Origin of the sequence: Thermomonas sp. S9 (genome assembly GCF_024704365.1) — a bacterium.
Lineage (GTDB): Bacteria > Pseudomonadota > Gammaproteobacteria > Xanthomonadales > Xanthomonadaceae > Thermomonas.
In genome coordinates this window covers 2313641-2335114 of the sequence record NZ_JAJDFY010000001.1, presented here as the reverse complement: position 1 = coordinate 2335114, position 21474 = coordinate 2313641, and the positions used below count along the sequence as shown (strand labels likewise).

The 21474-nt window shown below is 67.7% G+C and carries 23 protein-coding genes and 1 pseudogene; 6 read left to right on the top strand and 18 right to left on the bottom strand.

The window, feature by feature from the left end; all coding sequences use genetic code 11:
- The first annotated feature begins 1 nt into the window (after position 1).
- From LJB71_RS11670 to LJB71_RS11650, 5 genes are all read left to right on the top strand, one after another.
- A complete protein-coding gene (locus tag LJB71_RS11670; RefSeq protein ID WP_259304308.1) occupies positions 2–3283 on the top strand; it encodes a DUF499 domain-containing protein in 3282 nt (1093 codons plus the stop codon).
- Between the two features lie 1154 nt (positions 3284–4437).
- The gene (locus LJB71_RS11665; protein ID WP_201769622.1) at positions 4438–4656 is read left to right on the top strand and encodes a hypothetical protein; all 219 of its coding nucleotides are present in this window, start codon (positions 4438–4440) and stop codon (positions 4654–4656) included.
- Positions 4657–5007: 351 nt separating this feature from the next.
- Complete coding sequence (locus LJB71_RS11660; protein ID WP_259304307.1) at positions 5008–5973, top strand: IS481 family transposase; 966 nt, start codon at positions 5008–5010, stop codon at positions 5971–5973.
- Positions 5921–6670, top strand: a complete 750-nt coding sequence (gene tcmP / locus LJB71_RS11655) for a three-Cys-motif partner protein TcmP (protein ID WP_310649448.1) — start codon at positions 5921–5923, stop codon at positions 6668–6670. Before LJB71_RS11660 ends, tcmP begins: the two co-directional genes overlap by 53 nt.
- 63 nt (positions 6671–6733) lie before the next feature.
- Positions 6734–7714 (top strand): IS5 family transposase, encoded by a 981-nt coding sequence (locus LJB71_RS11650; RefSeq protein WP_028915768.1) that lies wholly within the window; start codon positions 6734–6736, stop codon positions 7712–7714.
- Positions 7715–7830: 116 nt separating this feature from the next.
- On the opposite strand, the gene LJB71_RS11645 is transcribed toward LJB71_RS11650, so the two are convergent.
- From LJB71_RS11645 to LJB71_RS11570, 16 genes are all read right to left on the bottom strand, one after another.
- On the bottom strand, positions 7831–8577 hold the full coding sequence (locus tag LJB71_RS11645) for a phage Gp37/Gp68 family protein (RefSeq protein WP_043691018.1): 747 nt from the start codon (positions 8575–8577) through the stop codon (positions 7831–7833).
- A 15-nt stretch (positions 8578–8592) separates the two neighbouring features.
- A complete protein-coding gene (locus LJB71_RS11640; RefSeq protein ID WP_024892236.1) occupies positions 8593–8928 on the bottom strand; it encodes a helix-turn-helix transcriptional regulator in 336 nt (111 codons plus the stop codon).
- Positions 8929–9009: 81 nt separating this feature from the next.
- On the bottom strand, positions 9010–9471 hold the full coding sequence (locus tag LJB71_RS11635) for a lysozyme (RefSeq protein WP_024892235.1): 462 nt from the start codon (positions 9469–9471) through the stop codon (positions 9010–9012).
- Positions 9468–9944, bottom strand: a complete 477-nt coding sequence (locus tag LJB71_RS11630) for a hypothetical protein (RefSeq protein ID WP_024892234.1) — start codon at positions 9942–9944, stop codon at positions 9468–9470. The genes LJB71_RS11635 and LJB71_RS11630 overlap by 4 nt, the downstream gene beginning before the upstream one ends.
- Positions 9941–10240 carry a DUF6127 family protein gene (locus tag LJB71_RS11625; protein ID WP_259304306.1) on the bottom strand — a complete coding sequence of 100 codons (300 nt, stop codon included), beginning with the start codon at positions 10238–10240 and terminating at the stop codon, positions 9941–9943. The genes LJB71_RS11630 and LJB71_RS11625 overlap by 4 nt, the downstream gene beginning before the upstream one ends.
- A 122-nt stretch (positions 10241–10362) precedes the next feature.
- Positions 10363–10713, bottom strand: coding sequence for a DUF2793 domain-containing protein (locus LJB71_RS11620; protein WP_259304305.1), 351 nt, complete (start codon positions 10711–10713; stop codon positions 10363–10365).
- Positions 10714–10725: 12 nt separating this feature from the next.
- Positions 10726–11319, bottom strand: coding sequence for a hypothetical protein (locus tag LJB71_RS11615; RefSeq protein WP_259304304.1), 594 nt, complete (start codon positions 11317–11319; stop codon positions 10726–10728).
- A 68-nt stretch (positions 11320–11387) separates the two neighbouring features.
- The gene (locus LJB71_RS11610) at positions 11388–11627 is read right to left on the bottom strand and encodes a hypothetical protein (RefSeq protein WP_259304303.1); all 240 of its coding nucleotides are present in this window, start codon (positions 11625–11627) and stop codon (positions 11388–11390) included.
- On the bottom strand, positions 11614–13668 hold the full coding sequence (locus LJB71_RS11605) for a phage tail protein (protein WP_259304302.1): 2055 nt from the start codon (positions 13666–13668) through the stop codon (positions 11614–11616). The genes LJB71_RS11610 and LJB71_RS11605 overlap by 14 nt, the downstream gene beginning before the upstream one ends.
- Positions 13668–13877 (bottom strand): hypothetical protein, encoded by a 210-nt coding sequence (locus tag LJB71_RS11600; RefSeq protein ID WP_259304301.1) that lies wholly within the window; start codon positions 13875–13877, stop codon positions 13668–13670. The genes LJB71_RS11605 and LJB71_RS11600 overlap by 1 nt, the downstream gene beginning before the upstream one ends.
- The gene (locus tag LJB71_RS11595; RefSeq protein WP_019562227.1) at positions 13874–14101 is read right to left on the bottom strand and encodes a hypothetical protein; all 228 of its coding nucleotides are present in this window, start codon (positions 14099–14101) and stop codon (positions 13874–13876) included. Before LJB71_RS11595 ends, LJB71_RS11600 begins: the two co-directional genes overlap by 4 nt.
- 16 nt (positions 14102–14117) lie before the next feature.
- Positions 14118–14726, bottom strand: a complete 609-nt coding sequence (locus LJB71_RS11590) for a phage BR0599 family protein (RefSeq protein ID WP_259304300.1) — start codon at positions 14724–14726, stop codon at positions 14118–14120.
- Complete coding sequence (locus tag LJB71_RS11585; protein WP_259304299.1) at positions 14723–14902, bottom strand: hypothetical protein; 180 nt, start codon at positions 14900–14902, stop codon at positions 14723–14725. Before LJB71_RS11585 ends, LJB71_RS11590 begins: the two co-directional genes overlap by 4 nt.
- Positions 14903–14904: 2 nt before the next feature.
- Entirely contained in the window at positions 14905–16452 is a 1548-nt protein-coding gene (locus LJB71_RS11580) for a hypothetical protein (protein WP_259304298.1), read from the bottom strand.
- Complete coding sequence (locus LJB71_RS11575; RefSeq protein WP_259304297.1) at positions 16449–17519, bottom strand: hypothetical protein; 1071 nt, start codon at positions 17517–17519, stop codon at positions 16449–16451. The genes LJB71_RS11580 and LJB71_RS11575 overlap by 4 nt, the downstream gene beginning before the upstream one ends.
- 3 nt (positions 17520–17522) lie before the next feature.
- Positions 17523–19730 (bottom strand): phage tail protein, encoded by a 2208-nt coding sequence (locus tag LJB71_RS11570; RefSeq protein ID WP_259304296.1) that lies wholly within the window; start codon positions 19728–19730, stop codon positions 17523–17525.
- Between LJB71_RS11570 and LJB71_RS11565 the strand changes: the two genes are divergently transcribed.
- Positions 19696–20226 carry a hypothetical protein gene (locus LJB71_RS11565; RefSeq protein ID WP_259304295.1) on the top strand — a complete coding sequence of 177 codons (531 nt, stop codon included), beginning with the start codon at positions 19696–19698 and terminating at the stop codon, positions 20224–20226. The two genes, LJB71_RS11570 and LJB71_RS11565, sit on opposite strands and share 35 nt — an antisense overlap.
- On the opposite strand, the pseudogene LJB71_RS11560 reads toward LJB71_RS11565, so the two are convergent.
- Positions 20223–20863, bottom strand: a pseudogene (locus LJB71_RS11560) (DUF6441 family protein). The gene LJB71_RS11565 and the pseudogene LJB71_RS11560 overlap by 4 nt on opposite strands.
- Positions 20860–21468, bottom strand: coding sequence for a hypothetical protein (locus tag LJB71_RS11555; RefSeq protein ID WP_259304294.1), 609 nt, complete (start codon positions 21466–21468; stop codon positions 20860–20862). Before LJB71_RS11555 ends, LJB71_RS11560 begins: the two are co-directional and overlap by 4 nt.
- Positions 21469–21474 lie beyond the last annotated feature (6 nt).

Here is a 21474-nt window from a genome sequence, read left to right as displayed (position 1 = left end):
AATGGCCAAGACCACCACCAAGCCCTGGCACCAGGTCGTGCAGCTGCGCGACGACATCACCAAGCAGGAACTGTCGCAAAAGCAGTTTGCGGCAGACCTGTACGACGTGGTGATGGGGCGCAACCCGGGCGTCTACCACGATGCGAAGGAGTTCTTCGCGCTCACGTACCCCACCGTCAAGCTGCGCGATCTGGCGCGTGACGTCACCCACCGCCTGGCAGGCAAGTCCGAGAAGGCCGTGCGCCAGTTGCACATGACCTTCGGCGGCGGCAAGACCCACTCCTTGATCACGCTGGTGCACTTGGTGCGCGATCCTGCGAGACTGCCTGACATTCCAGCGGTGCAGCAATTCAAGGCGCACTGTGCACTCGAAGGCGGGCTGCCAAAGGCCCGCGTAGCGGCTGTGGTGTTCGACCGTCTGGACGCCGAAAAGGGCATGGAAGTCGTTGCGCCCGACGGAAGCCTGGCAACGGTCAAGATGCCCTGGAGTGCGATCGCCTGGCAGCTGGCGGGCAGCGAGGGCATGAAGCTCTTGAAGGATGACGGCACGGAGCGCACCACCCCGCCGGCCACCGGCGTGATGGAGGATCTGCTCAAGCTCGGCCACAGGGACAGCGATGGCGTGCTGATCCTGTTTGACGAGGTGCTGTGGTTCGTGCGCGTGATGGCCGATACCGATCCGAAGTGGATCGGTCGTATGCGCGAGTTCATGCACAGCCTGACGCAGGCGGTAGCCAAGGTGCCGCAATGCTGTTTGGTGGCCTCATTGCTGGCGTCCGACCCCGGCAAGATGGACGAACTCGGCAAACAGATCAGCAAGGAACTCTACGACGAGTTCAAGCGCGTGGCTGACGAGGGTATCCAGCCGGTCGAAAGCCAGGACGTGCCGGAGATTCTGCGGCGCCGTCTCTTGAAGCTCGAAAGCTACACCGATCGTTCTCTTTGGGGCGCGCAGGTGGTCGCGGCGCTGAATGGCATTCAGGCCATCGATGACTACACAGCCAAGAACCGCGCCGCGGAGGAAAAGCGCTACGCCGACGCCTACCCCTTTCACCCGGCACTGATCGAAACCCTCTACCAGAAGTGGACCCAGTTGGAAGGCTTTCAACAGACGCGCGGTATTCTCAAGACGCTCGCCTCTGCCTTGCGCGACGCGGTCAAGTGGGACCAACAGCCGCTGATCGGCCCGCAGATCTTCCTGGTCGATCCGGGCGCGGACGGCTTGAGCGTAGCCGCATGTGAGTTGGCCAACGTGGCGCAGCTTGAGCAGTACGAAGGTCGCCGGCAGAACTGGACGGCCATCCTGGAGGCCGAGCTCGCCCATGCGCGCAAGGCGCAGGAAGGTCTGCTCGGTGTCCAGCACCGAGAGATCGAGCAAGCGGTGATGGCGACGTTCCTCCACTCTCAGCCCATTGGCCAGCGCGCAACCACGCGCGAGCTGAAGGTTTTGATTGGCGTGGGATCACCGGACCGCATCGAGCTGGAGAAGGGGCTGGGGCGTTGGTCAGACGCCTCTTGGTATCTCGATGACACGTTCACCGGCGACCGTGAAGGCGGGTTGCCCAAGGTGTGGCGCCTGGGCTCCAAGCCGAATCTGAAGCAGATGCATCACGACGCGCGCCAGAACGTAAGTTCGACGGCCGTGGAAGAAGTCCTGGAGGCCGAAATCGCCAAGGCAAAACAGCTCACTGAAGGTGCTCGCACGCTGGGCGCTAAAGTCCACGTGCTGCCAGCGCGTCCAGCCGACATCGAAGACGACGAAGACTTCCACTATGCCGTGCTCGGCCCCAAGGCCGCGTGCAATGGCAAGCCGAGCGCCGAGGCCAGGCGCTTCATTGACGAGACGACGGGGCCGGACAAGCCGCGTGCGCGCAACCGCAATGCCGTCGTTCTGGCGGTGCCGTCCAAAGATGGCATTGAGGTGGCCCGTGAAAAGGTGCGTGACCTGCTGGGCTGGGAGAAAGTGCGCGAGATGCTCAAGGAGCGCAGCGACATCGACACCGCAGCGACGACGCGCCTGGAAGGCAATATTCGCGCGGCCCGTGGGGAGATGGGGTCGCAGATCGTCATGGCCTACTGCATCGCCGTCACGGTCAACGACGGTAACGAAGTGGCTGCCTACCGCATCAATGTCGATAACGAACCCTTGTTCCCCAAGATGGTGGCGGACAAGCGGCTACGCATCGAGAGCACGGCAGTCAATTCCGAGGCGCTGCTGCCTGGCGGGCCGTTCGATTTGTGGACGGATGGGGACAATGCGCGCTTTGTGAAGGATCTGGTCGGCGCTTTTGCGGCCACGGCCAAGTTGCCCAAGATGCTGAACCGCCGCGCCATCCTGGAAACCCTGCTGGCAGGCTGCGAGAGGGGCGAGTTCGTACTGCGAGTGACGCGCGCCGACAAATCGACGCGCACCTTCTGGATGTCCCGCCCGGACGAGAACGCCATCAACGACTCCAGCCTTGAGGTGGTGCTGTCAGATGCGGCCGCACTGTCCGAGCTGGATCCGCAACTGCTGGCCCCTGGGCGGCTGCCTGGCCTTTGGAACAAGGAGCCTCTCACCCTGGCGGATCTTTCGGCCTACTTCTCCGGTAAGCACTTCGTCGAGGTCGACAAGGGCGGCTACTCCGAGAACCTGCTGATCCCCGAAGCGACTCAGCAGGCCATCCTTGACGCCCTTGCCGGTGCGGTCAAAAGCGGCCGGATTTGGTTGCTCAACGGAACGGTCAGCGTGCTGGGTGAAGACGTTCCTGCAGGGTTCATCAATGAGGCGGCTCAGCTGTTCTCGCCGCCACCGCTGCTTTCAGCCGTTGATGTGCTGCCTGCGCAGCTGCCCACGGCGTGGCAAAGCGATGCGACCAACGCCCATCTCATTCATGCAGCGCTCTCGTCGAAGGGTGGCAAGGTGCTGCCATGGACGCGCGTTGCTGCGGCACTCGATGAAGCCTTCCGGCTGGGACTGATCGAGCGGTCCCTTGACTCGGGCCCCTGGCCCTGCGATCTGGGCGGTGCGGCGGCGGTCAAGATCGTGGCGCGCAAGAGCGAGGCCAAGGAGCCGGCTCCGCCAAAGCACTACGGGTCGAAAACCGCGACTGCGGAGCTTCAGACGCACGAGGTTCAGGACCTTGCTGACCACATAGACGCATTGCGCGAAGCGACGGCCGGGCATCCGCTGCGCATCCGCGTGACCGTGGAGATCGGTGATGGCAGCCCAGTTGATCAATCCGTTGTCGACCGGGTCAACGCGGTGTTGGCCGAGGTCAAGGCGGGATGGAAGGCTGAATAAGGACAAGGCATCGCGGCATATGCGCTTCATTGCTGGCCCCCTCAACAAGCAATTGCTACAGAACTTGCTCGGCGAGGTTATCGAACCCTGCACGCGTAGTTCGTGCAGCGGTTGCCTACGCCAACCGCGACAACATGCAGTTGTTCGAAGCTTGCGCGCGGCACCTGAAGCCGCTGGAGTTCTACGGACGTTACGACCATACGGTTCCTGTCGACCCCGCCGTGTTGAAGTGGTTCCTGGACAAGGCCAGCCCCAACTATCACTGCAAACTGGTGCCTGACATCCTCCACTCCAAGGTCATCTGGTGGGTGGACGCGGGGGCCTACATCGGGTCAGCCAATCTGTCGGACAGGGCTTGGATTTCAAACATCGAAGCCGGCGTCTTTCTGCCACACGACGAGCTCGCCGAAACGGGCATGGAACGCGAGCTGCTGCACTTCTTCGAGGAGGTGGACGACAGATCTGTTCCACTCAGAGAAGAGATTTACCTGGAGCAGCGGCAGCTCGCTGATCGACGACTGCAGCTTTCGAAACAGGACTATGAACTGGAACAGCAGTTCGACAAGAAGCGCTTGCTAGACAAGAATCGCGGTCTCGTGTTCGTTGAGAAGAAGCGGTCAACGGAGAAGCGCTTCCGGAAGTTCGAGCAGGAGTGGAACGATACCCTGCAGCTGATGCGTTCCATTGCAGCCCGTGTATCTGCTCCGGGCGTGAAGCCAGGCTGGATCGATGACTCTGTGCCCCCCGGGGTGCAGGCGGACCAGTTCCTTCACGCGTATTACTACAAGCAGGTCAAGGACGGAAACCGCCATCCTTACGAGGAGTTCTTCGCACGGAACTCGAGGAACCCCGAACTGGCGCTGCGGGAGGCCTTGGAATGGTGGCATGCCGCCGAATTCGATCACTCTTTCGAAGAGCGTACGATTTACGAGTGGTCGCCGCGACTTCGTGAGCTGCTCGCGCGCGAACGCATTCTGAATTTGACTGAGGAAGAGTTCGTTGACGCTATATCTCGGGTGCACGCGATCCGAGACCACGCGATCAAACAGGAGAACGAGCACTTGGGTTTGCCTGACAAACCTCAGGCGGGTGATGACAAGGTGCAGAAGTTCGGCGAGTGGCTGTGGAAGCAACGCTCGCGCGAAGGCAAGACGATGCTCGATCTGCTGAACTACGTTGTGTGGGGAAGTGGCCATGTGGCAGAGCGCATTTGGAATGCCATTCGCAGTGACGACTGGGCAATCCCTCATATCGGTCTGAGCAGTCTTGGCGAGATCGTCGGCTGGGCCAGGCCTGACGAGTATCCGCCGAGGAACATGCGTACGAGTAAGGGACTGCGAGCGCTTGGGTACAACGTCAAGATTGGGATGTGATGCCCCTGCAGCCAGCAGGCCCAAGACCGTAGATCGACCGACACCGTAAGAGCAGGTCCAGATCGAAGAACCAGAGGGGACGAGGTGATCATCAATGGGAAAGTTGATCGAAGGTGACGACGGGATGCCGGCTGAGGAGGTGGGCAGCTGGGCCAAAGAGAAGCATGACTACCTTTGCCGGTACATCGATATCTCCCGCGCTGCGCGAGCAAAGTACATCGGTGATCGAAAGGGGGGCACTAAATGTCGGGTCCCGGATGATTGGTTGCTGCATAATCGACGAGGCCTGCTGATGGGCCGCGAGGTGCTGCGGGCCGTGATGGCAGGATCATCCGTCCGGGGAGGGGTGGCATGCTGATCACCTTGCACAAGAACGCCACCACCACGCCGGCCGTGCGCGCGGCCATCCAACAGTCCTCGGCCAGTGAGTACGAGCTGGCTCGCCAATACGGCGTGAGCCGCCAGACGATCCGGCGCTGGCGCAAGCGCGACAGCGTGCATGACGCCAGCCACACCCCGCACCGCTTGCAGACCACACTCAATGCCGCCCAGGAGGAGCTGGTGATCTACTTGCGCACGCAACTGCGGCTGTCGCTGGACGATCTGCTGGCGGTGGTGCGCGAGTTCATCGAACCTGGCATGAGCCGCTCGGCGCTGGACCGCCTGCTGCGCCGACGAGGCCATTCGCGCCTGCCGACCCCGCAGGTCCCTGCGCGCTCGCCCAAGCCCTTCAAGGCCTACGAGCCGGGCTATGTGCACCTGGACGTGAAGTACCTGCCGCAGATGGCCGACGAGACGGCCCGGCGCTATGTGTTCGTGGCCATCGACCGGGCCACACGCTGGGTGTTCATCGCCATCAAGAGCCACAAGACGGCGGCGGCAGCCAAAGCCTTCCTCAACGCGCTGCACAAGGCCGCGCCGTTTCGTATACACACCCTGCTCACCGACAACGGCAAGGAGTTCACCGACCGCCAGTTCGGCTCCAAAGCCAAGGACGCCTCGGGGCAGCATGCGTTCGACGCCCTGTGTGAAGCCCTGGGCATCGAGCATCGCTTGACCCGGCCGAAGTCGCCGCAGACCAACGGCATGGTCGAGCGATTCAACGGGCGGCTTGAGCAGGTGCTGCGCTCGCACCACTTCAACAGCGCCCAGGACCTGGCCACCACGCTGCACCGCTACGTGTGGCTGTACAACGAGCACCTGCCCCAGAAGGCTCTGGAACACCTCACGCCCCTCCAGGCCATGAAACGATGGCGCCGCTCCCATCCGCATCTGTTCTCAAAACAGGTTAGGAATCATCCGGGACCCGACAACTAAAAACGGGGGCGCTACGTATATCGACCTCTTCTGCGGGCCAGGCAGGTGCCAGGTCAGGGAGACTGGGGAGTGGATTGACGGTGGCGTTGTTGCCGCGTGGAAGAAAAGCTGTGAAGGCGGAGCACCCTTCACGCAGATCTACATTGCCGACCTCGATGCACAACGGCGGCGGGCGGCCGCCGAACGACTGCGACGGTTGAATGCACCGGTCATTGAAATTGATGGGGCTGCCGCGCAAGCTGTGAAAGAAATCGTCACGCAGCCTAACACCACCCATGCTCTGAATCTGGCTTTCCTTGATCCGTTTGACCTGGCCAACCTGAGCTTCGACATCATCGTCGCGTTAGCCAGCCTGAAGCGAATCGACATGCTGATTCACGTCAGTCAAATGGACTTGCAGCGGAATGCGGTTTCCTACGCGATTGCCGATGAATCTGCCTTCGATTCCTTTGCGCCGGGATGGCGGGACAAGGTGGCCCGAGGCCAATCGCAGCAAGCATTGCGGCAGCAGGTCCTCCAGTATTGGCGAGGAAAGGTCGCAGACCTCGGGGTGTGGCCATCCACCGAGATGAGGCTGCTCAAGGGCGGGAAGAATCAGCCTCTATATTGGCTGTTGCTAGCAGCGAAACACGAGCTCGCACACAAGTTCTGGGCAACCGCGTCCAATGTGGAAGGCCAGGGTAAGTTCGACTTCTAAGGAAGGTCTGAACAACTCCGCCCGATTGCGCGACAATGCCTCACCGTGATCGGGGTGAGTGCGATGCAGCTGTCGTTCGGTGATGCCGAGGGTCTGGGGAGCCGCAAGCGCACGCGGCGCGAGGTGTTTTTGGCGGAGATGGAGCAGGTGGTGCCGTGGCAGGCGCTGCTGGGTCTGATCGAGCCGCACTACCCGAAGATGGGCCGTCCCGGTCGCCAGCCCTATCCGTTGGCGACGATGCTGCGCATCCACTTCCTGCAGCAGTGGTATGCGCTCAGCGACCCGGCGATGGAAGAAGCCTTGTACGACACGCCGGTGATGCGCCGCTTCGCGCAGTTGGGCGGGCTTGCCGACATCCCGGACGAGACGACGATCCTCAACTTCCGCCGGCTGTTGGAGACGCACGGGCTGGCCGAGAAGCTCTTCGAGCAGGTCAACGCCCATCTTCAGCGCAAGGGCCTGAGCCTGCGCAGTGGCACGATCGTGGATGCCACGATCATCAGTGCGCCGAGCTCGACCAAGAACAAGGCGGGCGAGCGCGATCCGGCGATGCACCAGACCAAGAAGGGCAACCAGTGGTTCTTCGGGATGAAGGCGCACATCGGCGTGGATGACGCGTCCGGTCTGGTGCACCACGTGGAATGCACGGCGGCGAACGTGGCCGACGTGACGCAGGTGTACAAGCTGCTGCACGGCCGGGAAGACACGGTGTGCGGCGACAGCGGCTACACGGGTGCCGAGAAGCGCGAGGAGCTGCAGGACGTGGACGCCGGATTCCTGATCGCGGAGAAGCCGTCGAAGCTGCGTGCGATGAAGAACGAGCGCGAGCGGCGCTACGCCGAGCGGTGGGAGCGCTACAAGGCCAGTCTGCGGGCGAAGGTGGAGCACCCGTTCCGGGTGATCAAGCGGCAGTTCGGCTACACGAAGGTGCGCTACCGCGGCCTGGCGAAGAACGCGGCGCAGGTGCTGACGCTGTTCGCGCTGTCGAACCTGTGGATGGCGCGCCGGCGTTTGTTGCCGACGACGGGAGCAGTGCGTCCGTAAGGCGGGGAAACCCGCCAAAAACCGCCCTGCACGGGCGAAATCCGGCTCGAAAGCGACGCCAGGCCGGCGCCACGATGCCGCAATCCGGGCGGCAGAGCGGGTTGTTCAGACCTTCCCTAAGCGCAAGTCATCGCTTCCGGGTACTCGTCCCACGTGCGGCCCCGGAAGATGCGGCCGTTCGCCTTCTTGTGGCGCTTGACACCGTCGGCACCCCAGCCGCCCCATTGTTTGAAAAAGAATGCCGCACCAGCGGCCTCGGCCTGGGCCTGTAGGTTCGCCACCCATTCTTCTCGCATTGGCCGGGCTTTGTGCCCGGACTCGCCACCGACGATGACCCAGTGAATGTCGCGCAGGTCAATCCGCCCGAGGTCTTCCAGCAGCGGCTCGACGGACAAGAATCGAATATGCGCATCTACCTTGCGCAGGTGTGCGATGCGCGGAACGCCGTACTTCTTGTCTTCGACCGACACTCCAAGCCAAACATTTCTCGGGCAGGCACGGCGAGCAAAGTACTCCGGTAACCGTTCCGCGCGCTTGGTGAGGATCTGGTACGTGTGGTGAGGGGTGCGCTCGATGATCGAGAACACACGATCCAGGAAGGCGTCCGGAACGGCCTCGTGGAACAGATCGCTCATGCTGTTGACGAAGTACGTTGTCGGCTTTTTGCGCAGCAGTGGCTGTTCGAGCCGGCTCTCATGCAACGTGAGCTTGAACCCGTTCTCGTAGCCGGGCGCGCCCATGGCGTGGAGCCTGCGCGCCATCACTTCCGCGTAGCAGTTCTTGCACCCCGGTGAAACCTTGGTGCAACCGGTGGTCGGGTTCCACGTCTGCTCAGTCCACTCGATGGTCGATTGAGTCGCCACGTCAGCCTCCAGTGATCATTGAGGCGCAGCACGCGTAACGCGAGTCTGCGCGTGTTCGGACACAAAGGCATCCACCAACCGAGATAGCGCCAAGCGCGCCTGCCGCAGGTCGGGGTCCGCCAGGGCGGCGCGAATGCGTTCTGCCAGTTGGTCGGCGGTGGGGGCGTCTTCCGCCTTTGCCGCATGCACCAGCTGCATGCATTGCTCGATCACTCGGATCGGCGGGCTTGCCTTCCCGCTCTCGTAGCGGCTCACGGAGGACTGTTTCACGCCCAGGAAGGCAGCGAACTCCTTCTGGCTGCGCCCGTTGCGAGCAGCTCTGACCAGTTCTCCAACGCTGGTGATCGCCATTGCCTTAGCCGTTGATGCGTTAAGAGCATAATCTATCATGCCAATGCACGTAGTGCATACACGGCCATGCTCCCGGATCTGTTACCCGTGCACGAGAAGACGCGCCTCGGCTTCCCGTCGAGCAACAAGTCCTGGCAACACCCTCCCACCGCCGTACACCCACCGGCGAAGTTCAGCGGCGGCGGCTGACCAATCCCGCTGGTTGACCCGACGGCGTAGGGTCGACGTTTGCAGACGGCCCGCTCCCAAGTTGAAGGCGAAGTCGGTTATCGCGATCAGCCTCCCCTCCGACTCCGCGGCCAGCACAGGGCAGTAGCGCAGCGTGGCGGCGAGCGCCACCCTCAGATCCTGGGCGAGGTAGGCCTCGGCCTCGACCTCCGTGATCGGCGGGTGCTTCGGATCGCACAGATGCCCGTAGCCGATCGTCGGATAGCCGGCCGGGCAGATGTACGGATAGGCCCGGTTGGGATCGTGCTTTGGAACGCGGTGAAAGCCTTCGAAGCGCTTGGCCAGATCGATAGCCGCTTGCGGAACCGCGATCACGGCCGCACCCGGTCAAACACGCGACCAAGGAACCAGAAGTTCAGCACCCCGGCCCACAGGGCCTGGTCGGCCTCGGTCCAGGCGTGCAGGACCGCGGCGCCCCAGTCGCTGCCGCCGTTGATGGCAGCCACGAACGCCGCCGTCTTGGCCGCGCAATACAGCGCCATGAACCAGTAGGTGATCACCGGGCGCACGCTGACCGACAGCGCATCGGCCCATCGGACCCGGGACCGCTGACCTTGGGCAGCGATCGACTCCCGCAGGGCCTCGATGGCGCCGGTGTTCCACGCGGCATCGGCCCCGGCACCGATCTCGGCCATGCGCTGGGCGCCGCGCAGCTTCTCGAACTCAAGCGCCTTGTCCTGCATCGCCAGTTCGTGGCTGCGCTCGCCCTTGCGGTCCAGCCACTTCAGGATCTCCGGTGCCAGACGGAAGGCTCCGCCCAGGAGGCCGCCGAGCAGGGTCTCGATCATTGGCCACCTCCCATCAGCTTCAGCTTGATGGCGGCCCCGACCAGCAGGGCGGCGAGGATGGCGGTCGTCAGCAACTTGATGGTGGTCTGCCACGCCGTACGGCGTGCGTCACGCCACGCCTCCAGCAGATCGCGCAGTTCGCGGATGTCGCGGGCGGCGTGGCCGTTCTCCAGGCCGAGGTGGGCGAGTACACGCTCGGCTCCGCGCTCGGCGGCGCGGTCGAGCAGGTCGTCGAAGTCCTCGCGGCGCAGGAGCAGCATGTTCTCCGCGAGGGTGGGATTGGCATCGGTGGTCATCGGGGGTCTCCACACAACGAAGTTGCGGCGTAGGCTCACGTGGCGCAGCCACGTGATGCCGGAGCCAAAAACGACGAACCCGCCACGCGGGCGGGTTCGGGGGTGACGGATCGGGGTGCGGGTCAGACGGGAACGCCGGCGCTCCAGCCGCCAGCCTTGTAGACGGCGAGCCTGTCCTCGGCGGCAATAAAGGCCAGCCAGCCGACCTTCGGGGCGTGGTACTCCCAGGCACCATTGATCCGCACCGCGATCTGGTCGGTCCTGCCGGCCCAGGCGCCGGTGGCGCCAGCCGGCACGATGTAGCGATCCCCTTCGGCGGGGCTGGCAGGCGGCGTGGTCGTGCTGCGGCTCGTCACCGACAGGCCCACGACGGCGCCCAGGCGCTTCAGGTTCGCGTCCATCCCGGCGTGCCAGCCGGACTCGCCCAGCGTCCAGCCGTAGGCGAGGCCCAGGTTCGGATCGAGCTGTGGCATGGGTTCATCTCCTCACGGTATCGCAAGACTCGGCAGTGACCCCAAAGCCGTGCTGCGCGCGCGGCGGTGGTGCTGGTTCGGGTGCTGCCGCCAGTGACGGCCGACGAGGGGCAGGTGCAGCACGTCGCCCCGACTGGCCACGAGGCGGGTGAGCAGCCAGTCGGCGCCGGCGTCGAGATCGGCGATGCGTGTCAGCACCGGCTCGACGGCGCTGCGGCGCATCACGATCAGGCCGTGGACGTGGCTGGCCGAATGGGCGTGTTGGAAGGCGCTGTAGGCCAGTCGCCGCACGCCGATGACTCGGCCGTGCTCGTCGATCAGTGCCTCGTCGGTGTAGGCGAGCACCGCGGAGGGACAGGCATCGAGCGCATCGGCCAGGTGCGCGAAGGCGCGGGCCTCGTAGCGGTCGTCGGGATCGACGAAGGACACGAGCGCCAAGGTCCCTCGCGCGAAGCCCGCCGCTCGCGCCTTCCCGACACGCCCCGGGATGCCGGGCAGCCGGTGCAGGCGGATCGGCGCGCCGGCGAGGCTCGCGAGGCATTCCTCGCGCCAGTGCCCGGGCTCGTCGAGGGTGAGCAGATGCACGTCGATGCGCGGCGGACTCATAGCTGCCCCCCGCCGCTGGGCGGCGGCCCCCCGAGGGGGCGCGCCATGATCTTGGGACGGCCCGGCGATCATGGCGACACCCCGCCCCAGTGCTGCCCCCAGCGCAGGCCGTAGCCCGCGCGCTCGACGCTGCGCACCTGCGCCTGCCAACTCACGAGCCCGTCGCGCTCGGCCTCGATCTCGACGGTGACGCGGTCGCCCGCGACGCCGGCGTCCAGGGCGGCACTGGCCACGTCCCAGGTCCAGGTGTTGCCGGTGAGGCCGGTCTCGCTGCGCACGAGGGTGCCGTTGCGGTCACGGAGGCGCACGCGGTAGGTCGTGCCCGGCTCGGGGCCGATGTCGCCCTCGTCCTGCCGCACGAGGTAGGCGGTCTGGAGTAGGCGGTCGCGGTGTGCCCAAGTCAGGATCAGGTCGCCGGCGACCACGGCGGGCTCGCGCTGGCCGTTGAGCCGCACTCGCCCCGGTGGGTACGGCCGCGCCTGGCGGCCCGCGAGCACGAGGGGCGCACCGTTGGCAGCCAGCACCGCATCCCCTTCGGCGCTGGCCGTGCGCGGGATGGCGGCGACGAACACCGACTCGCCCGGCGCGCGCTCGATGGTCTCGGCGGCCAGCCATTCGCCCACGCCCACCAGTCGCGTGCCGGCCGCGTGGGCCTGCGGCGTGGTGTCGAGCACCCCGCGGGCGAGATCCACCGTGCCCGCGGTGGCATCGAAGGCGAGGACGGCCACCGCTTCGCGGATCGCACCCAGCGCATCGACGAGATAGGCGTAGTCGCCGACCGCCAGGCGCTCGGGCTGGGCCAGCGCCGTCACCGGCACGGCCAACGCATCGGCTTCGGTGGCCGGCAGCGCTTGGCCGAGCGCGAGCAAAGGCGCGTAATCCTCCGGGGCCACCGCCTCGGAGCTCACCGTTCGCTGCTCCCGTGGCGAGCTGCCAGTTCAACTGCCCCGTGCCGCCCGCGCAGGCCAGGGCCCCCACGTAGGTGTCCGTGTCGGTGAGGGTGGCGAGATCGGCCCGCGACAGCCGCCGCGCGAGTTCCCAGTACGGCACCTCGACCGCCAGCACCAGGGCCGGCGGCAGCGGTTCCAACGGCGGCTCCTCGAGGCGCGGCGGGGTGGGGGCGAGCACGGTCTGGCCCATGCCGAAGACGTCCTCCACGGCCTCGATGCGCCATTCGGCGGCGCCCAGCGTGCCGGTGTCGATGCCGGTCACGCGCACCACCATGCGCTCGATGCCCAGGCGTGGCCAATGCAGCAGGAACACGTCCCCCGGCAGGGGCGGACGCTCCAGGGCGCCGGGGACGATGGTCAGGGTCATGCGCGCCAGGGGCGAGCCGAGTGCGCGCAGGTCGCGCAGCGCGAGCCGCGCGGCCAGCGGCCCGTGGTTCACGCCCGGATAGTCGCGCCGCTGGTTGATCACCCCGCCTTGCAGCTGGATCGCGGCGAGGTTTTGCACCGAGACGGTGGACTCCTTGGCCGTCGCCCAGTCGGTGTAGACCACGGTGATTTCGTTGGGGAGTTCCGCCCACTGCGCGCGCTCGAAGCGCTCGATGCGCACGATCTCGTCGGGGCCGAGCACGGGCAGCCCGTCGATCCAGTAATCGTCGCGCAGCAGCTTGAGCTCGAAGGTGCCCTGCTCCGGGTCGAGGTAGAGGAGGCCGCCGACGTGGTCGAGCACCTGGGCGATGAAGGCCTCGATCGGTTGCTGGCGCGTCCAGACCAGGTTCAGGCCGAAGCCTTCGCTTTCGAGCGCCCAGGCCGCGTTCCAGAAGCTCGCGCCGAGGGTGGACGGCGGATAGCCCATGCCCCAGTGCGGGTCGGTGAGGCACTGCACCAGGATGTGGGCCGGGTTCATGCCGACGGTGAGAGAGGTGCCGGTGTCGGCATCCCAGGTCCGCACCTCGGCGTTCCAGGGCATCCAGGGTTCGTCGTGCCAGCCCGCCGTGAAGCGCCGCACCCGCACCGCCCAGGGCTTGAGGTAGGGGTTGTTGGCGGCGAACAGGATCTTGCGCGCCACGATCGACAGCACCCCGCGAAACGCCGGGATGGCCGCGCCCAGGCGGTTCATCAGGTAGTCGTTGCGGCCTTGCGTCGCATCGCCGCTGAGCACATCCACCTCACCCACCACGCCGCCTTCGCGTTCGTCGCCGCCGAAGAGCGTGGGCTTGTGGATCGAGAGCCGCCCCAGCCCATGGCCGCTCGCCAGCGGCGCGCGGCTCGCATCGCCCCAGGCGCTGCGATCGCCGACCTGGATCTCCTGCACCGCATCCACCGGCCCCTGGCACAGCACCAGGTGCATGCCGATGCGGTAGCGGTAGCCGACGGTCTGCTTCTTGCGGCGGCCGCCCATCAGCGCGGCTCCTCATGGCAGGCCTGCGCGACCTCGACCACGCGTGCGGCCATCGCGTCGCCGGTGGCCAGCAGCACGGAGGCGGGCAGCCCCCGGGCGAGGAAGGCGCGGAAGTCCAGGCCTTGGCGCGCGAACCAGGTGCGCGTGCCGTGCACGCACAGGCCTGCGGCGCGCACGTGGGCGATGGTGACGGTCACGTCCTTGCTCATTTCTTGCCGCCCTTCTTCTTGATCGGTTCGGCCTCCAGGTCGCCGTACCACACGACGTTCGCCCCGCGCAGCAGCACCGCGCCGAAGACGACCGGGATCGGTCGGCCCTCCTCGGCCGTGGGCGCGTCGAGGTCGGAGAGTTCGGCGGGTTTCGGGGCGGGCGGCTTGGGCGCGAGGGCGACGGAGACCAGCGCCGCCACGACGATGACGACCAGGTACCACATGGGAGGATCTGTGCGTTCAGAAGACGCCCGTCGAGAACGGGTTCTTCGTCGGAATGAAGGGGAAGCCGCCGTAGTTGGCGAGGTTGTCGAAGCGCGCGGCGCAGGTGGGCATGCTGTGATCGCAGCCGGCCACGAGCTCGACCGGCGTCTGCGGCGCAAGCCCCACCGGATAGAGCAGTTCCACGCCCGCATATGATTCGCTGACGATCATGTGGCGCGCGCCTGCCGGCGTCTGCAACCAGCCGCCGGCGAGCATGCCGGCCACCTCGGGCGGCAGGCTCGCCAGTTCCACCTGGCGGCCTTCGGAGCGGATCACTTCGGCGCTGCCCGAGATCGGCGTCGCCCCGCACGCGGCCGAATACAGCACGTGCGAGCAGGCGCGGCTGTAGAGCCGCCGCAGACCAATGCGCTTCAAGCTCACCTGGGCGGACTCGCAGCGGATGCGCGCAGAGTCATCGGCCACCTCCACCCCGAGCACGCGGCCCATCCAGCGCGTGCCGGAAAGCCACCAATACTCGCCCCAGGCCTCACGTCGGGCGATCCGCAGTCGCACCGCGGTCGCCTCGCCGGTGAGGGTCGCCTGCAGCAGATGCCGCACGAGCGCGTGGTCGGGCGGCAGCTTCAACTCCAGCGCTGACTTGGCCGCTTCGGCGCCGAGCGCGAGCGCGCTGCGCTCGAGGGGCAGCGCTCGTAGCGCTCCCCGCCGATCTCCACGTCGAACTCGTGCGGGGTGAGCCGGAAGCTGCCGCTCGTGCCCTCGAAGGCGTAGAGCTCGACCTCGAACAGGGGGCCCTCGCTCATGGTCAGGACGGGGTGTAGGTGATGCGATCGTTGCCGCGCGGCTCGGGCAGCCGGCGCAGGGTCAGGGGGATCTCGACCAGCTCGGGGGTGTGCCAGTACAGATCGACGGCGTCGTGGTCGAGCCGGCAGCGGGCCAGACGCAGGACGCGGCTGCCGGCGGGCACCGCGGCATCGAGGCCCGAGCGCAAGACGAGCACGCCGCCGGCGTCTTGATGGAACGCGCCGGTGAGGACGGCCTGGCGCGTGCCGTCGGGGTGCAGGATCAGCGCGGCGGCCGGTCGGTGCCAGAAGGCGGCTCCGGCCTGGGCGTCCACGCGCAGGTACCCGGCCTCGACCTCGGCCTGCACGCGCAGCACAGGGGCCAGACCGTCGGGCAGCCAGCAGGCGCCGAGCCGCCCCTGGGCGCGGGCGAGCCGCGCGCGCCAGCGGGCGATGTCCTCGCGCCCCGTGGCGAGATAGCGGCGCTGGAAGGTGCTCGTCGGCCACGGGTCGTCACGGCGCACCCAGGGGTCGGCGGGCGAGAGGTCCTGCCGCGTGACCGCGCCATCCGCCGTATGGGTGGGGTCGTCGCGCCAGTTGCCATCGGGCCAGACGGGCAGGCCGTCGAGCCAGGGGTCGTCGAGCAGCCCTTCGTCGGGCAGCGGCTCGAAGGCCACCTGAGCAGTGACGCTGCCTGCATTGACGCCTGGCACCCACTGTGCGAACTCGGCAGGATCCGTCGCCACGCCATCCACCAAAGGCATCACGAGCGCGCCTGCGTGGACAGGCCTGGTCAGCGGCTCGGCGAGCCACAGTCGGTCCGGCTCCACCTCGGTGAGCGTCAGCACCTGCCAGCCCGTCTGCGTGAACACGATGGCGCGCAACGGCGCGTCCTCGCGCTGCAGCCCGCCCTCTTCCAGCCGGTAGGAAGCAGGCGCGAAACCGTGGCCGGCTGGTGCAAGGATGTCCAGCGCGAAGGCCCCGGTCTCAGCGGCAGCACCCAGCCGCACCGCATGTTGCGGCAGCGGCCACCACGCAGTCCTGCCCAGATGGTCGGCCAGCCACTCGGCCACCAGTGCGTCGCTCGCGCGAGCGTGGCCCACGTGGTAGGTCAGGAAGCGCCGCGGCACGCGCCGCAGCCCTTGCCGCGCCTCGTTGCCCGAGGCGAGCCGCACCACGCCGGTGGCCCATTGCAGGCGCTCGACCAGGGGCTCGGCCCAGTCGTGGCGGAAGGCGAACACCCCGCGTGGAGCCTCGGGCCAGGGCGTCTCGCCGAAGGCCTCCATCGCTTCTGTGACCATCGCCGCCGCGGCGGTGTCGCGGCGCAGCACCTCGACGAGCAAGGCGGCGGCGTGCAGCGGCGGTGCGTGCTCCGCCAGCGTCTCGGCCCACAGCGTCGAGAGATGAGTGGCCGGTAGCGGCTGGGCCGAGGTCTCGGCCAGCGCCGTGGCGGCCAGCGCTCCGAAGGCCGCGCGCGAGATCGCCTCGGCACGCTGTTCGACCACCTGCGCCATCGCAGCGGGTTGGGCGGCGGCCTCTGCCAGAGCCTCGGTCAACACACGCTCGGTCATGCCGACTCCAGCCCGAACTCGGCCGCGTTGAAGGCGCCCTCCGTCCACTGCACGTTCCCGTTCGGGTTGCGCTCGAACAGCGCCGTGTGCCAGGCCAGTTGCTCTTGCAGGACGAGGTCGGCGCTCACGGCGGTCTGCGCACCGCTGGCCACGATCCCGCGCACGCGGCCGGTGCCCGCATCGGTCTTGCGCGCGAGCAGGGTCACCTGCACGCCGTGGATCGCCGGGGTGGTCATCGCGGGCAGCGCCTCGACGTCGAAGGTCTGGCGCAGGCCCGCCGTGGCCGCGCGCAGCGCCGTCGTCTCATCGCCGTCGCTCACCGCAGCCCAAGCGGGCAGCCCCACGGGCTCGACCGTCCATTGGTTCAGCGCCCCAGGCGCTTGCGGCTTCAAGGCATCGACCCGCACGTCGCCGAGGAAGGTGTTGTTGATCGTGCCCGAGGTGTCGGCCAGGTACAGGTCGTCCACATCGACGGTGACCGGGCAGGGTTGGCCCGGCACGCTGCCTGCGAAGGCGGTGAGCAGCGGCCCGCCGCCCTGCGTGGTGTTCTGCGCCGACAGGGTGATCGCGAGCACGCCGTTGAGGCGCACGTTCAACGTGCCGTTGCTCGTGCCCTGAACGACCTGCAGTTCGACGTAGTGCCACCCCCGCACGGCCGCCGTCGTGACCGAGGTCGAGATCCACTGGTCCCAGCCGCTCGTTCCCGATCCCGTCCGCCGGTAGAGCTTCAGGCGCCCGTCCTCGCCGATGCGCACGAGGTGGGCCACCTGCGCGGTGGTGTCGCGCACGCCGAGCAGCACCGGCTCCTCGCCGGTGTTCTCGAACGGCGCCACGCGCAGCGCCGCGCCCACGATGAGGCTGGTGCGCCCGGTCTCCAGGTTCTTCACATACCCGCCGCCGGCACCGGCCGGCAGACGCAAGGCGTAGGACGAGGGTCGCCGGCCCTGGATGCGCGTGGCCTGCGGCGACAGATACGCCGCCTTGCCGCGCGCGAGCCACGGATCGCCGAAGGGGTCGAGTGCCTGCGGGTCGTCGTGATCGAAACCGTCGATGAAGATCAAGGCCATGGCTTACCCCTGGAGCGCCGCGCGCACCGCGCGCGCGTTGCGCCCGATGATGTTGAGGATCACCCGCTCGCCGGCGGGGGTCTGCAGGTGGTCGTGGGTGACGCCCGGGTCGATGGCGTTGACGATGCGCACGGCCTGGCTGACCGGCGGCGCGGCCGGCTGCACCTGGACCTGGGGCACGAGTCCCCCGGCGGCGAAGGCCAGACGCCGTCCGTCCCACACCGGAGGGGCGTGCAGGCCGTTGAGGGCATCGAGGAAGGCCACGCCGACACGCCGGACCGCCGCCGCACGCACCACGTATTCGCCGGCCGACAGCCGCGCCGGGATCGAATCCGAGGTCGCCGTGCCGGGACCCGTGACGAAGCCGCCGGCCGCGAACTTCTTGATCCCGCCCAGCAAGGCCATGACGGCCGCCACCATCGCCGCCATCGCGGCGATGGCCAGCGCCGGCCCGGCGATGGGGATGGAGGCCTGCGAGGCCGCCGCGCCCGCGCCGGCCTGGGCTGCGTCCATCGACACCTTGGCGGTGGTCTCGGCAGACTTCTGCGCCACCGACTGGGCCGCCGCCGCTTGCTCGATGGCCTGCTCCTGCTGGAGGAAGCCGAGCTTGAGCGCGAGCATGCGCGCCTGCATCGCCACCCACTGCTGGAAGGGCTGGATCACCATCTGTTGCAGGAAGGCGTCGGCCACCTGGCGGAACAGGTTGGACAAGGCCTCACGAAAGCTTTGCGCACCGGTGACCATGCCCTGCAAGGCGGTGCCGAAGCCCTCGCCGATGCGGTTCCACAGCGGCGCGAGTTCGTCGGTGACCAGCCGCGTGCGCTCCAGTTCGTTGCGCCAGGCGGCCACGCGATTGACCGCATCCGGTCCGATCGCCTGCGCGGCCTGCTGCATCGCGGGCAGCAGGCGCTGCATCTCGGCCGCAGATTGCTGCTGCAAGGCGACGATCTGCCTGCGCGCCTGGGCTTCGGTGAGCAGCCCGGCCTGCTGCTGGATCTGGATCGCCTCCTGGGCATTGCGCAGCCGCTCGGTGACGAGCCGCCACTCCTGTTCCAGCCGGGCGAGGTTGGCCTGGGCGGCCTTCACGTCGATGAGCCGGTCGATCAGCGCCACGCCCGCGGCGTCGTTCTCGGCCGCCAGGCGTGCGCGAAGATCCCGGACGCTGCGCTCGATCGCGGCGCGCCGGTCTTCCGCCGTGTCGGTGCCGGTGAGCTGGGCGAGTTCCTCGCGCGCCTGGGCCAGGGCCTCGGCCAGTTCCCGCTCGGCCCGGGCGGCGGCGCGGGCGTTGGCGACCTCGATGTCGGCGCGGCGGTCGTTGAGGACGATGAGGTCGGCCTCGAGCTTGGCGATCTCCGCTTTGGCTCGCAGGCGGTCCGATTCTGATGCGCGCGGGTTGGTCGCGACGGCTTGGCTAGCTGCGAGTGCCAGCCGGCGACGGGCGATCTCGGCGTCGAGTTCGCGCTGCTCCAGCGCAGTCTTGCGGCCGTGGTAGTCGCGCACCGACAGCAGCCGGTCTTCCAGTGCTTGATCGAGCGCGCGCTGTTGGCGCTCGAGGCCGTCTTTGAGCAGGGCGAACTCGGCGTCCATCTGCGCCTTGCGCAGGGCCGCCAGGGCGCTGGCGGCCTCGCGGGCCTGGCCCGGAGTCGTGAGCCGTTGCAGCAACGCCGGGTCGGCCTGCACCTTGGGCGAGCGCACCTCGATGGGCTTGGGGTCGAACAGGCTGTCCCGGAACTCGGCCAACTCGTCCAGGCGCCGCACGAGGCTGCCCTTGAGTTCGGCGATGATGGCCTTGGCCCCGGCGGTGTTGCCGCGCAGGGCCTCGACCGCCGCCGCGACACCAGCGCCGATCGCCTCGCCGAGTGCGACGAAGGCCTTGCCGACCGTGGCGGCACCCAGCGCCAGGGTCTTGAGCACCAGCACCACGCCGTCCAGGATCGCGCGCAAGGCACCGCCCTGCTTGGCCGACTCGACCATGCCGCCGGCCATCTCGTTCAGGGCCGGCAGGAAGGCCTCGATCACCCGGTTGGCCAGACTCGTCGCAGCCAGCCGCAGCTTGGCCAGCGAGTCGTTGAACACCTCGGCCTGCGCCGCGGTGTCGCCGCCGATCTGCACGCCGAGCGCTTCCATCTCGCCGGTCAATGCCGCGATGCCTTCGCGTCCCTGGTTCAGGAAGGGGATGAGCTCCGCGCCGCTCTTGCCGAAGAGCTGCACCGCCAGCGCCGACTTCTTGCGCCCCGTCGGGCATGGCCTGGAAACGGTCGGCCAGATCGAGCAGCACCGCATCGGTCGCGCGCAGCGTGCCGTCCTGGTTCTTGAACTCCACGCCCAGCGCTTTGAGGCGCCGGGCGGACTCCTCCGAGCCCGTGGCCGCCTCGAACATCGTGGTGGCGAGCTTCTTGAGCCCGGTCTCGAAGGTCTGCGCCGAGACCCCGGACAGTTCCGCCGCCGGCACCAGGGTGGACAGAGCCTCCACCGTGATGCCCACCCGCTGCGAGAGCTTGTTCAGCGCATCGGCCGACTCCAGCGCCGACCTGACCATCGCGGCCAAGCCCGCCGCCGACAAGGCCACGCCGAGCCCGGCCAGCACGCCGTTGACCCGGCGTGCGGCGTCGGCCAGGCCGCCGAGGTTGCGCTGGATCGAGCCGAAGGCCGCGCGCGTCTCGTCGACGGCGCGGATGAGGATCTGGGCTCGCTCGGTTGCCATTAGAGTTTGTCCAATTCACGCCCGATCGCGGCAGCGAGCTTGGGCAAGGCGCCTTGCACGCCTGCTGCGAGATCGAACCGGCGCTTCAGATCCACCCGCCGCACCAGCACGGCGATGGGGATCTCCTGGCCGCGCTGCAGGCGCTTGACGCCGCTGCGCTCGCGCTCGGCGCGCTTGAAGCGGTTGAGCTGTGCGGTGTTCTCCCGGATGTTCTCGGCCATCAGCAGCACGCGGCCGTTCTTCTCGACGAAGAAGGCGTTGCCCGAGCGCATCAGGCCGTCGATGACCTGACGGAAGCGCTTGGGGCCGATCCGTCCCGGCAGCAGCGGGATCAGCATCCGGCCCGCGACCGTGCCACCCTGGGTGTGGATGCCCAGCCAGGGATGCGGCTGCCCACCCACAGCGCGGGCAGGCGATCGGGCTTGCGGTCGAACACCTTGGCCTGCAGCGAGGCGACGAAGCTCGCGCGCCGGACCTGGAAGGCGCTGCGCATCTGGGCGCGGGCGGCCTCGCGCACGTCACGGCCGCCCGAGACCATCCCTTTGGCGACGGCGGCATGGATCGCCCGCCGACGCTCCACGCTCCAGGCCGAGAGCTTCCTTGGATCGAGCAGTCCCTCGGTGGTGAGCGTCAGTTTCATGGCCGCACGTCCTCCCACAACTCGCGCTGCAGCCGCTCGATGGCCGAGCGGTCGCCCTGGGCCGCCACCGCGTGCAAGGCCAGCCGCAAGGCGTGCTGCCGGCGCTCCTGTCGCTCGTGGGCGGCCAGCAAGCCGCGCACTTGCGTGAGCGTGTAGCCCATCACCTCGGCGGGGCGGTGACCGCAGGCGACGAGCCGGGCGACGGCATCGTCCCAGCCGAGAGGATCGGCGCCAGCCGCTCGCCCGAGCGCGCGATGCTCGGCGCCACCCGCCGCACGAAAAAAATCCGCGTTCACCTCGAACACGGCAGTGGCCAAGGTGACGGCCTCGTCGAGCGCCAGCCCCTCGATCCAGGCGCGGTCGCGCCGGGTGGCGAGCGTGAGCAGCTCCAGCACCGCCTCGCCGTGCCGGGCGAGCAGCGCGAGCCAATCCGGCTCGGTCGAGAGGTCGGCGGCGATGGGCCGCACCGCGGCGAGGATCCGGGGTAACTCGCCCAGCCGGATCGGCGTGAGTTCCAGCGCGGTGCCGGCCACCGTGACCACCTGGGGCACGGGCGGGAAGGTCGTGAAGTCGTCGCTGCCTGGGGTCATCGCACCCTCCTTCATCGCACC